This window comes from Allobaculum sp. JKK-2023 (genome assembly GCF_034745455.1).
Lineage (GTDB): Bacteria > Bacillota_I > Bacilli_A > Erysipelotrichales > Erysipelotrichaceae > Allobaculum.
Genome location: NZ_JAYERV010000003.1, coordinates 121,862 through 133,596, shown reverse-complemented (window position 1 = coordinate 133,596; position 11,735 = coordinate 121,862). Strand labels below are relative to the sequence as shown.

Annotated in this window: 11 protein-coding genes; 8 read left to right on the top strand and 3 right to left on the bottom strand. The window is 45.2% G+C overall.

Going from position 1 to position 11,735, the window contains the following annotated elements; genetic code table 11:
• Positions 1–60 precede the first annotated feature (60 nt).
• From U4956_RS00680 to U4956_RS00645, 8 genes are all read left to right on the top strand, one after another.
• Entirely contained in the window at positions 61–639 is a 579-nt protein-coding gene (locus U4956_RS00680) for a hypothetical protein (RefSeq protein ID WP_323088249.1), read from the top strand.
• Positions 636–1,379: a signal peptidase I gene (gene lepB, locus U4956_RS00675; protein ID WP_323088247.1), complete on the top strand. Its 744-nt coding sequence runs from the start codon at positions 636–638 to the stop codon at positions 1,377–1,379. Before U4956_RS00680 ends, lepB begins: the two co-directional genes overlap by 4 nt.
• A gap of 296 nt (positions 1,380–1,675) precedes the next feature.
• The gene (locus tag U4956_RS00670; protein WP_323088245.1) at positions 1,676–2,803 is read left to right on the top strand and encodes a hypothetical protein; all 1,128 of its coding nucleotides are present in this window, start codon (positions 1,676–1,678) and stop codon (positions 2,801–2,803) included.
• Between the two features lie 74 nt (positions 2,804–2,877).
• Positions 2,878–3,606: a class B sortase gene (gene srtB / locus U4956_RS00665; RefSeq protein WP_323088243.1), complete on the top strand. Its 729-nt coding sequence runs from the start codon at positions 2,878–2,880 to the stop codon at positions 3,604–3,606.
• Between the two features lie 179 nt (positions 3,607–3,785).
• Positions 3,786–4,727 (top strand): hypothetical protein, encoded by a 942-nt coding sequence (locus U4956_RS00660; RefSeq protein ID WP_323088241.1) that lies wholly within the window; start codon positions 3,786–3,788, stop codon positions 4,725–4,727.
• Between the two features lie 662 nt (positions 4,728–5,389).
• Positions 5,390–6,697, top strand: a complete 1,308-nt coding sequence (locus U4956_RS00655) for an alpha-amylase family glycosyl hydrolase (RefSeq protein ID WP_323088240.1) — start codon at positions 5,390–5,392, stop codon at positions 6,695–6,697.
• Positions 6,698–6,887: 190 nt separating this feature from the next.
• Positions 6,888–7,619, top strand: a complete 732-nt coding sequence (locus tag U4956_RS00650; protein WP_323088238.1) for a LytTR family DNA-binding domain-containing protein — start codon at positions 6,888–6,890, stop codon at positions 7,617–7,619.
• 712 nt (positions 7,620–8,331) lie between these two features.
• Positions 8,332–8,775, top strand: coding sequence for a hypothetical protein (locus U4956_RS00645; protein WP_323088236.1), 444 nt, complete (start codon positions 8,332–8,334; stop codon positions 8,773–8,775).
• Between the two features lie 152 nt (positions 8,776–8,927).
• On the opposite strand, the gene U4956_RS00640 is transcribed toward U4956_RS00645, so the two are convergent.
• The 3 genes from U4956_RS00640 to U4956_RS00630 all read right to left on the bottom strand — a co-directional run bounded on the left by U4956_RS00640 (position 8,928) and on the right by U4956_RS00630 (position 11,684).
• Positions 8,928–9,566, bottom strand: coding sequence for an ABC transporter ATP-binding protein (locus U4956_RS00640; RefSeq protein WP_323088235.1), 639 nt, complete (start codon positions 9,564–9,566; stop codon positions 8,928–8,930).
• Positions 9,567–9,640: 74 nt separating this feature from the next.
• Positions 9,641–10,594 carry a hypothetical protein gene (locus U4956_RS00635; RefSeq protein ID WP_323088232.1) on the bottom strand — a complete coding sequence of 318 codons (954 nt, stop codon included), beginning with the start codon at positions 10,592–10,594 and terminating at the stop codon, positions 9,641–9,643.
• A 16-nt stretch (positions 10,595–10,610) separates the two neighbouring features.
• Positions 10,611–11,684, bottom strand: a complete 1,074-nt coding sequence (locus tag U4956_RS00630) for an ABC transporter permease (protein WP_323088231.1) — start codon at positions 11,682–11,684, stop codon at positions 10,611–10,613.
• Positions 11,685–11,735: the final 51 nt, after the last annotated feature.

The following is an 11,735-nucleotide window of genomic DNA, read 5'->3' as shown; positions in this document are numbered from 1 at the left end:
AATCTAAAAATTGATTGGAGCAGCCCGAGCCTGTCCAGCAGAGATTACGAGGTGAATACAATGACGACTCTAGATTCCAGTACAAATTCCAGTTCTGAAAAGAGCTGCAAATCTTTGCCCGAGCCAATCAGAACTATGGTTGATATCTCAAAATTCATTACGCAGATGAAGTTTAAAAAGAAAGTTTTTGGAGGGGTAGATCCACTTGACGTCCTTCGACAGATGGATATCCTTCAAGGTTTATACCGCCAGGTCTATGAATGCAAAGCGGCCTATGACAAGGCAATTCTTGATGAAAAAGACGGGGTGATTCAATCCCTGAACGAAGTGATCACCAGGATCGATTCACAGAAAAATGAAACAGACCCCGGCGGAGAGGATGAGGCAAAGAAGGAGGATCCTGCTCTGGATGAGCGGCTGAGTGAGGACCTTCTGTTGGAGCTGAACAAAAAAGACGAGGAGTTAAAGGCCAGTAAGCAGGAAATCCTGCAGAAAGACCAGGAACTGAAAAGAAAAGACGAAGAGCTGAAGGAAAAAGACCGACTTCTTGAACAGAAAGACCAGCAGCTCAAGGAAAAAGATGAACAGCTCAAAGCCCACTCTTTAACCAGTCCGTCAGAAATGGAGAGACTGACATGACGGAAAACGGAAAAGATCCAAACGACTTGAAAAGCCCAGACGGCCAGACCCCGCCCACTGATCACAAGACCGACGAAAAGATCAGTGAAAAACAGGCCTCCCAAATGAATCAAACGGACCACGACAGCCCACCCCATGACAATTCCTCACAAGAAAGAAAACAGTCTGGCAGCCATCACAGATTCTGGAAACATCCCCAAGAGGAAACGCCAGAAGAAGCGATCGAGCATCAACGCCGCCATCTTCTCGATAAGGAAGATATCCACAGTTTCTGGATCCGGCTGTCGGTATTGATTGTTTTTCTTGGTGTGGTCTTTGTTGGGATTTTCCGGATCGTTCCCGTTCAGGATGACGACATGAAGCCTTTTTTGGACTACAAGGACGTGGAACTGGTCTTCCGCTATCCTCAGCACCTGTATACCAATGACGTCATTGTCTACAACCAGGACGGAACGCTTCACACAGGTCGTATTGTGGCGATGCCCCAGGAAACCGTGGAGATTAGTGATGACCAGAAACTTTATGTCAACGGAACCGAAACGGATAATGACGAGATTGATTCTCCAACGCCAGCCTATCAAAGCAGCGTTGTCTATCCCGTAACCCTTGGCCAGGATGAGTATTTCGTTCTGGGAGATAACCGGCAGACCGCTATGGACAGCCGCCAGACCGGTCCCGTTGAGCGCAGCCAGATTGTTGGAAAAGTAATCAGTGCAATCAGGCGGTCCGGTTTCCAGTAACCGAAAGAAGCATCGGAAAAGTTGTAAAAGCTGGAAAAGTTGTAAAAAGGGAAGATGAAAAAATGAGCATCGCCCAGGCGTGAGAAAAACAAACTCTGCCAGCGATATGAAGCAGATGGACTTTGCGGGCTGATCCATTTCAACAACGCATTCCATTGAGTAAAACTGAGAATTCAATAAAGCTGATCCAATCGGTAAAACCGATGAATCAAAAACAGCAGCGACTGGTTCTGCCTTTGGTTAGATCCAGGCCCAACTTCAGCCGCATGCCGGATAAAGAAAGAATGTGAGTAAGTATGAAAACAGACGGGATCCTGAAAAAACTGAAGAAAGGATTCGCAAAAGCAGCAGCGATCATCACGAGCCTTGCTCTGGTTACCGTTCCAGTCCTGGCAGATGATTCGACTGATACCTCCAGCCAGACATCAGGCGCCAGTGGGGCAGCCGGCACCATGACCATTCCTGTGACTTTGGATCTGACCTATAACGATAAGGACAGCATTCAGCCACTTAGCTTTACCTGTAACATTACCCCAGATGCCAGCCTGCCAGCTGCAAGCGATGATGCCGCACCAGATACGCGCTTTGCGGGTGTTGCCCAGGGAGCTTCTGTTGTTGAAAACAGCAGCGCTCCACAAGAGGGAAGCCAGACAAATACCGCAGTGTATACAGCCCAGGTGCAGTTTGATGCATCAAAATTCACACTGCCTGGACTTTATGTCTATATCCTGCAGCCAGTCGTCAGTCTTGGCGGCAAAACCTATGAACCAACAGCCCTTGATGGTCTGACGATCGATCCTCAGTCTTTGACTGCCGAAGTATGGATTGTTGACCAGTCAGATGGAAGTCTTGGTGTCGGCGGCGTCGATATTTACCAGTCCAGTGATGAAACGCAAAAAATCAGTAAAGCAGGCTTCAAAGGAAATTTCCAGACGCAGTCTGTCTCTTTGACCAAGATGATCACCGGTAACCAGGCCGACATGGAAGCGAAGTTCCCATTCACCTTTACAATTCAGGGTACTCCTGGACAGGTAATCACGTACAAACTGCCAGATGGAACAACCAATACGCTGACGATTTCGGATAAGGGTACTGCAACTGTACAAAGTCCGATCGAACTGGGAAATAAACAGACAGTTACGGTCTATGGACTGACCCCGAAAGATTCGTACAGCTTCAAAGAAACAAACAGCTCTGATTACACCCAGACTTACCAGATTGATGATGGAAAAGAAACTGCAGCAACCGATGGTGCAGTCGCCACAACGACAATTGGTCAGGCAGACCAGAAAGTTAAGTTTACCAATAACAAAGAGGGATCCTTACCAACCGGTATGATTCAGACCTATCTTCCATACGTCCTTGTCGTCGCCCTTGTTCTTGTCTTTGGCGGCTTCTACCTGGTTCGCAGAAAACACGAGTAACGGAATAAGAGAACTGATACAGGAAAACAGGACAGAAATAAGAAGAGTATGGCAGCAGAAAGGAGAAGACAGGAATGAATCTGGATGATAAAGCGCGTATGGCAAGAATCGGTCTGGACATTCTGGACTTCGCTGTCATGCTGACGGTGATTTTGCTGCTGTTATTTGGTGGGTATTCTCTTTTTGATAACTGGAATACTGCCCATCAGGGATTTTCACCTTCATTGATGCAATATAAGCCAGATGACGAGGACAGCCTCTCCTTTAACCAGCTGATGTCGGTCAATCCGGATGTCATTGGCTGGATCACAATCGATCAGACGCATATTGACCAGCCCATGGTGCAGGGCAGCAACGACTTTGAATACCTGAACCGAAACGCCAAAAAAGAATTCTCGCTTTCCGGCGCCATTTTCCTCAGCTGTGAAAACAGCCCCGATTTTTCTGACCACTATAACCTGACCTATGGCCATCATATGGACAATGGCGGGATGTATGGCGACCTGATTCATTTTCTGGATCAGGATTACTTCGATGACCATACAACCGGGCTGCTGACCACAAAAGATGGCAAATACAACCTCGAGCTGTTCGCGGTTCTGGATACGGATTCCGGAAACCAGGCTGTCTATTCACCCGTTCAGTACCAGCAGGATGCATCCCAGCTCATCCAGTATCTGAAAGACAATGCTTCCCACTTTCGGGATGTGGATCCATCTGCGTCTGTCCTTGCCATGTCCACCTGCTATGATGCCGTTTCGAATGGACGGGTGATTGTTTTTGCCACGATGGAAAAGGAATAAAAAGCAGAAGGCAGAAGAAGTAGATCGGCAGATCGATAAGAAGCAGATCAATAAGATCAATAAAGAAGATCAATATAAGAAAACCGACAGCTCTGGACACCAGCCAGACAAAAAGAAAGGTTTTGAAAAGGAATGGATTGAATAAACCCTGGACGATCCAGGTAAACAGGAGGAGGGAAATGAAAATCAGTCAGAGAAAATTGCAAAGACGATTGTATCTTCCTGTTTTCAGCTTGATGATATCGGTCTTTGTGTGCATCTCGATGATGTTTGGAGGATCTTTCACTCTCCAGGCAAAGAGTACATCAGAACCAAGTTCATCAGAATCATTGGATATTTATATCCCGGTTGAAGTGGAACCCTGGAAAGCAGATGAAGAAAACCAGGCCATCGAGCAGCAGCAGGAAGAAGAAATTGATCAGCGAAATGCAGTCACCCAGTTTGAACTGAAACCAATCGAGGGCGCCCCAATGCCATGTTCCAATACGCTGACGATCGATGGATGCGGAAAGGCTGAATTTGGACCGATTCCAGCAAGTGAGCCTGTCGACTGGAGCTATGAGCTCACCGAAAAGCTGATCAGCGGCAAAGATGTTGAGCTGGTGGATGAACGGATCATGATTATTCGTGTCGAGACCTTCTGGGATGATGATGGAACCTTGTTTTCCGGCATCACCGCAACTGATGCGATGGCAGACCCGACACGACGGGGAGATCCAGACCATCCTGATCAAACCGAATCCGGGAAAGAGGAGACAGTCTTTCATATCAGACTGGAATCAGAACCCAGCCCCCAAAATGATTCGAGCCAGAATCATGACGATTCCCAAAGTTCGCAAAGCAGCAAATCCTCATCGCAAAACCAGTCGTCCACTCACAATACCGACTGGACCAAAGCTGGTGCACGGAAAACAAGCCAGCAGACCATCGTGAATGGAAATCAGAAGCAGACTTCCAACAAGAATCCATCGGGATCCAAGTCCATTAACACCGCTGATCCAACTCATGCTCATTTCTATGCGATGGCAGCAGTACTGGCAGTGATTGTCCTGTTTATTTCCTGTATTCTTCAAATGACTGCAGGAAGAAAGGACAAAGACCGGAAAGATCATGGTCAATAAGAGCCTGACCTTCCATTCAGGATCAGATCAAATGCATTTGTAGAAAATGACCCTATAGAAAAAACGCTTCGAGACTCTTGCAAATTTGGCAGGAGCGCTTCGAAGCGTTCTTTCGTGTTTTGCCCTCTAAATGACAAGTCATTTAAAATATCTGAATCAGTCAGAACTAAAGCAGAATGAGTGAGCATGTCTTCACTGCTGCATCTTTCATTACTCGTTTAGAAGCGGTGAAATCGTACAGCCCCTTACCTTTCTGGCGAAAACAAAAGCCCCTCACTGCCCGCAAAAAATTGGTTCCTGTATAATCAGAAAGGTAGTTTTCAGGAATAGAAAGCGGTTATCAATTCAGAAAATGGATTCATTTTTAACTGAATTCCCGACAGATTCAAAGGACAAGCCCCCAGGCAGGTCAGAATTCAGACAATTCCCCCTCTTTGTCCAGTGATCGGTTTTGATTCCTGAATACAATCGGTCTATCCGCATAACAAAATCCCCCGAATTGTTTCAGATCTCCATTTATACGCGGCTGAAAGCTGCGGTATTTCTTAAGTTGAGACGTTTCTCAAGCTAAGAACTTTCCTGATCATTCACTATGCGAAGATCTGCAGAAACGATTCGTTTTGTTGTTTTGATTTTGTTTCGATCATGAAGGAGTATGCACAATGAAAGCTTTTGAAAAGAACGTTTACCAGATTTATCCCTTAGGGGCAGCAGGAACCCCCTTTGAAAATGACCATGTACTCACCCATCGTCTGCCACGGTTTGTAAATGAGGAATGGCTGGATCATTACAAGAAGCTGAATATGGATATGATCCTGTTCAACCCCCTGTTTGAGTCGGCAACCCATGGCTATGACACCATTGACTATCGCAAAGTGGACTCCCGGCTTGGTGATAATGAAGATCTTAAAAAACTGGTCAACACCCTGCATGACCAGGGCATTTCCGTTTTATTCGATGCCGTGTTCAACCATGTTGGCCGTGACTTCCCCCAGTTCCAGGATGTCCTCAAAAACCGTGAACAGTCTGCCTACAAAGACTGGTTCCATATCGATTTCAATGGCAACAACGGCTATAACGATGGCTTAAGCTATCAGAACTGGGAAGGTTATGATGCACTGGTAAAACTGAACCTGCAAAATCCTCAGGTTGTTCAGTATCTGCTGGACACTGTTGATTTCTGGATCGATGAATTTGGTGTAGATGGTCTGCGTCTGGATGTGGCGTATTGCCTGGACCAGAATTTTCTGCGGACTCTCCATGCGCATGTCAAATCCAGAAACCCTGAGTTCTTCTTATTAGGGGAGACCCTGCATGGCGATTACAACACCTGGGTCAATGACCAGATGTTAGATTCCTGCACTAACTATGAGTGCTATAAGGGACTGTATTCTTCATTCAATTCCAAAAACTTCTATGAAATCCTGTATTCCTTCAATCGTCAGTTTGGCAAGGAACAATGGTGCCTGTATCGCGGCAAGCATTTATTAAGCTTTGTGGATAACCATGACGTCAACCGCATCGCCTCGACGCTGGAAAACAAGAATCTGCTGCCCGCTTTGTATGCGATGCTTTATACCATGCCTGGCATTCCGGCAGTGTATTATGGCAGCGAATGGGGTATGGAAGGGATCAAGAATAATAACGATACATCCATTCGCCCGGAAGTCGAAGTTCCCAAGTGGAATGAGCTGACCGATATGATTGCCAGACTGGCCAAAATCCATTCAGAACATCCGGAACTGGTCGATGGCGATTATACCCAGATTGCGATCAACAATCCCTGGTGTATTTACCAGCGCTCACTGAATGGAAAATCGATCTGGACCTGCATTAACCTCTTGCCAGAAAGCGTTGATATTTCAGTGAACTTCAATGGTGAGATGAAAAACCTGATGACAGATGAAGATGAAGCGATTGAAGGCCGCGTTCATCTTGAACCGGAAAACTTTAAGCTGCTGGCCTTCTAAACTGCCGCATAATCAATTACCAAGAAAGCCAGAATAGCCAAGGAATGAGGCTGAAATCATCCAAGCCGATTTGTATTCCATTTGATACGAATCGGCTTTTTGTATGCATGCAATACGGGAAAAGCCATGAAGGATTCCGGTTTACCCGATGCGTGTATCTTTCCTTATGCTTTTTGTTTAAAATAAACATATGAATCTGAATCGTTTAAACATTGTGCTTTTTGAGGATAGTAAAAGGGATGCAGACCATATCCAGGCCGCTTTGAAAGAGGCGCTGCAGTCGTATTCCTTTGCGCTGTCCTTTCATGTCTTTTTTACGGAGCCTGAAAATTTGAAAGAGAATCCATATCTCATGCAGGCGGATCTGGTCGTTCTGGATATGGAGATCGGAAAAACCAGCGGGATTGTACTTGGCAAAAAACTCCGGCAGTTCTATCCAAACCTGACCATGATCATTGTCTCCGGATATACCGCCTATCTTGAAAAAGGATATACCATTCGGGCGGCCCGATATTTTTTAAAACCGCTCAATCCCGAGATTCTAAAACTCGAAATGCAGGATTTGATGGACGAACCCCAGTTTCGGCAGCGTGCTTTGATTTCGGATCCGCGCTTAGGAGATTTCAAAATCCGGGTTGGCAGCGTTGCCTTTATCGAATATCGAGATCGAAAATGCGTTTTCCATCTGACCAATGGCCACCGGATCGCAGCTTCGATGGCCCTTTTCGAAGCTGATGAACTTGTCTGCAGCTATGGGTTTTCCTCTCCGGCGAAAGGATACCTGGTCAATCTTGCCCAAATCCAGTCCATCGAAAAGGATATGGTTCTTTTAAAAGACGGTAGCAAAATTCCTGTGTCCAGAAGGCGTCATAAGCCCTTTCAGTCTGCCTTTGAGCAATGGAATCGAGGCGGGCTGCGATGATTTTCATTGGTTCCATCTTTATTGTCTGGATCTTTATTCTCAGTCATCAGCTGCTGCATCCCGTTTTGAAAAGGCCAGGCCAGATATTTCTTTTCCTTTTGATCATCCTGGTTTTCACGACGAATGCCTGGTGGTCTCGATTTTCACCGCTCTGGATTGTTCTGATTCTTGCAGGCGGCTATTTCTGTTTTGGTTTCCGGGATTCGTTTTTTGCTCGGATCACGGTTTTGTTTCTTGGGACTGTCATGTGGATCGTTTTGTATATGCTTGCCATAGTTCTGACGGTACTCGGAAGTGTTGTCTTTCCAGGACTTCTCACTACGCAGCCCTTTTTGGTTGGGATCCTTTTGAGTGGTTTATGTCTGATCAGTTTGCGGCCGGTTCGATCTTTGCTGCATCTGATCCTTGCTTCTTCTTTTTCGAAACCTGACTGGATTCTCTGGATTCCTGCCGTACTTTTAAGCATGCTTACGATATGGTCTGCATTTTCTACAAAACAGGGCGGGATGGACACGATTTTGATGGTTGTAATGCTGGCGATCGTCTGGATATTGTTAGCATTTCATCTGAACCATGTTCTTCATCGAGAAATCCAGATTCGCGAAAACGAGCTGTCCAAACGACTGGATCTTTTACGGCGAAATTATGAACTGGAATTTCCCCGTATTTACACGAGCAGATCCATGACTACAGCCAGCTCTATACGCTGGCTATGCAGGCAGGTCATTTCGATTTAGCCAAAGCGATTGATCACGATTCGCAAAAGCTGCAGAAGTTGTTTGCGCAAGTCTCATGCAGCTCCTGGATTTTGAGTGCTGTTCTGGTCGAGCACCAAAACCAGATCCAGGATTTGGATATTCAGATTTCCACAACCATGATCGATCCCGATCTTCCTGCATTGGCCACCAGCATGGTCTACCAATTGTATGAGGCAGCTTTGCAATCCGGACTGCATGCTTTAGCTTCCAGCCCAAAGAGGGGACTTGTGTTTCGCCAGAACAAAGAGAATGGATCAACGGTCTTTATCATGTCCTGTTCAGCATCAGCTCAAATGCCTGATCTTCGCTTTCTTCCCAATGAGTGCAAGGTTGAATTTTTATCTGGAAAAGATCGTTCAAAACTTAAAGTCATCTTTCCTGCCTCTAACACTCCATAAAAATGAGCTGAACCTTGAAAAGCCGCCAGATCGGATCGTATTTCTACGCCTGTGATCTGGCGGCTTATTTGCCAATAAAAATCTCGAGGATTAACCACTTCGCAACGCTTTCCATAATCCATGGCAGTTGAATCTATCGCAGTCGATGTTTTTCAATCCAGCAGAATCATTTGATCGCATGCTTCTGCCACTACGGGATCATGGGTGACAATGACGACAGTCTTTTGGCAATCTGCCATGAAACGAAGCAAGCTAACCACGGCATCCCGGTTTTTTGCATCTAACGCTCCAGTTGGCTCATCTGCCAGGATTAATTCTCCAGGTTTGAGCAACGCTCTGGCCACAGCCACGCGCTGTTGCTCTCCACCAGAAAGTTCGTATACTTTTCGTTGCTCAAATCCGCTCAATCCTGTCTTTGCTAAAGCGGCTGCAATCCTGTCATCCTTTCGCTTTCTGCTTTCTTTGACATGATGTAAAGCGATCTGTAAATTTTCTTTTACTGTCTGATCGTCGATCAAAGCGTAGTTCTGAAATAAGTAAGAGATGTGGTTGCAAATCATTTTTGCCGCCTGACTTGAATCGGGTTTGGGCGTTCTTTTTCCGAAAAGGTAAACACTTCCTTCATCGGCCGGTTCGATCATTCCCATGATATTGAGCAGAGTACTCTTTCCTGATCCTGATGCTCCCATAATCGCGGTCATTTTTCCTTGCGGCAGGGTTAAATTCAAGTCTTCAAACAGGACCCTGTTTCCAAATGACTTCTTTAAATTTTTGACTTCAATCGCATTCATCTTTTATTCTTCTCCTTTTAGAAGCAGCGCCAATGACTTCTTTTCCTGATGTTTAACCTGCCAAATCCAAATCATCACATCCAATAAAAATAAAACGGCATAGAGGCAGTATCCCCAAAAATTCGCTTTAATAAAATCAAAACAACGATTCCAGCACTCCAGATTGAAATGCTCATCAGTACTTCTTTTTTGTAACGAGAAGTCAGGGGATATCCATTCAGCTTTTTGACAAAAATTTCTTTCTTCCGGATTGTCAGCACAATCCGCAATAGATAGTAGGAAGCAAGAAGATCAGAAAATCCCAGAAATAAAAGACAGCCAGTGACCATCAAGAGATACATCCTTGAAGAGTTGATGAATTCCTGAGCAATCGTATCGGTCATTTTTTCGATCTCGACATGATTGTCAACCAGATCATGATTGAGAACTGCCTGCTGGATTGCTTTTCTGTTTGACTCACTATCTGCAATGCGAATTGGATTGGTCATTGCACTGTTTGTCAGCCCGCCAGCATTTTCAAGATAGGGACCCTGAAGACAGACAAAGACCGGATCATTGGCAAACAAGTCGCCCGTATTGATTAAATTTCCGTTTTGAAGAAATACCGGTCGATTGGCAGTTTTATACGTTTCGATATGAGTCGAAACAGCCTGTCCATTGACTGTATAGGGATAAGTAAATGCAAATTGGGCAAGGCTTTTTTCGTTTTCAGACATTGAATCTGGAACTAAGATGGTTATTTCATCCGTTTGAAAATATTCAGCGACCGGATGATCAAAGAAATTGGCAAACTGTTCAAGTTCATTTTCATTGACTTGAATTTCAAAAATCGGTCTTTCCAAAGTTACTGGTTCTGGTTTTGTCGTATTGAAGTAGTTCTGGTCATATTTCAATGCCTGAAAATACCCTGCATCGGCCGTTTGTTCAAGCTCGCGAAAAAAGGCGTCAAATTTTCGATTCAAGCTATGGTTGCCATTGAGCATCTGCTGGAATTCATCATTTACATACTCAAAATGCGTAAGTGTCATCTGGTCGGGAACAGAGTCATAAGCATGAATGGCTTGAATATGCCAAAACGCAGTTTGAATGAGTGTCACCGATACAGGTGTTGCACAAGCAAGAACCAGTATGACGGCTGCTTTCATCAAAGAACTGATAGTATATAGTATACGGAAGCTGCCCGCGAACCTGATTTTTCAGCATCGAACCAATCGTAAAATTTCGGATCACCAGCAGGGAAATACTCGTCAGCACCAGACAGAGCAGCCATACCCCAAGTTCCATTGCACCTAGCTGGAGTCCAAATTGGAGATCTAGATTTCGAAACAATCCAAATGGAACGATTGTGGCGAGTATTCCTTCAAAAAATGCCACAAGTAAAATCTCTCCCATTAACTTCTTCCAGATTTCAGTGAGACTCCAGCCTTCCAGACGCAGAATAGATATTTCTTTTGCTTTTGAAAAAGGATAAAACAAGCAGATCATCATATACAAAAGCAGAAGGATCCCTGCACCAGCCAGCACGATTTTGGTCGGGCCAGGGGAATAGTTTTTTGCAAATCCTGTTTCCAGGATTTCATCCTTGGACAGTTCCAGATCATTGGCTAATTCGCTCAGAATCTGGTCGCGTTGATCATAGGCGCTGCAAAGAATGTAAGTCCCCTGCGATAAAACCAAGTCTGGATTACCTTTTAAGGACTGAAAAATGGCAGGTGAATCGTCAAATAGATCACGGGTCAAACCGGTCTGGTTTTGATCTCCTGTCTGCCAAGTGGCAAGAAATTCCTGGTCAGACTGGGGAAGACGTCCAGAAGACAGGGGATAGTTTGCCGACTTCCAATATCCATCTGGGGCGACGATCGTTCGATACGTGACCTGTCTGTTCTCTTCTTCCTTGATGTCTTCTCTTATAAAGACTGCCTTATACTGATTGGATAACTTCTCAAATTCCGAAATGGCTCTCTGGCTGTCCATACCCGGCAAGGACAGAGCGATATAAGAATCCACTTTTCCCAAATGCTCTAAAGCGATATTGTCCGAAAACTGCGCATTCATACAGAAGAGCAGACAGAAGACAGCAGATAACACTCCACACATGAAAATGAGCGTTCTTTTCATGCTTACACCTCATTTCTAAGCAGGTTCAAAAGTCTCGCATGGACTTTGCAT

Excerpts from the sequence above, each read along its gene's own strand:
- U4956_RS00680 (WP_323088249.1), top strand. The coding sequence starts at position 61 with ATGACGACTCTAGATTCCAGTACAAATTCCAGTTCTGAAAAGAGCTGC.
- lepB (WP_323088247.1), top strand. The coding sequence starts at position 636 with ATGACGGAAAACGGAAAAGATCCAAACGACTTGAAAAGCCCAGACGGC.
- U4956_RS00670 (WP_323088245.1), top strand. The coding sequence starts at position 1,676 with ATGAAAACAGACGGGATCCTGAAAAAACTGAAGAAAGGATTCGCAAAA.
- srtB (WP_323088243.1), top strand. The coding sequence starts at position 2,878 with ATGAATCTGGATGATAAAGCGCGTATGGCAAGAATCGGTCTGGACATT.
- U4956_RS00660 (WP_323088241.1), top strand. The coding sequence starts at position 3,786 with ATGAAAATCAGTCAGAGAAAATTGCAAAGACGATTGTATCTTCCTGTT.
- U4956_RS00655 (WP_323088240.1), top strand. The coding sequence starts at position 5,390 with ATGAAAGCTTTTGAAAAGAACGTTTACCAGATTTATCCCTTAGGGGCA.
- U4956_RS00650 (WP_323088238.1), top strand. The coding sequence starts at position 6,888 with ATGAATCTGAATCGTTTAAACATTGTGCTTTTTGAGGATAGTAAAAGG.
- U4956_RS00645 (WP_323088236.1), top strand. The coding sequence starts at position 8,332 with ATGCAGGCAGGTCATTTCGATTTAGCCAAAGCGATTGATCACGATTCG.
- U4956_RS00640 (WP_323088235.1), bottom strand. The coding sequence starts at position 9,566 with ATGAATGCGATTGAAGTCAAAAATTTAAAGAAGTCATTTGGAAACAGG.
- U4956_RS00635 (WP_323088232.1), bottom strand. The coding sequence starts at position 10,594 with ATGACACTTACGCATTTTGAGTATGTAAATGATGAATTCCAGCAGATG.
- U4956_RS00630 (WP_323088231.1), bottom strand. The coding sequence starts at position 11,684 with ATGAAAAGAACGCTCATTTTCATGTGTGGAGTGTTATCTGCTGTCTTC.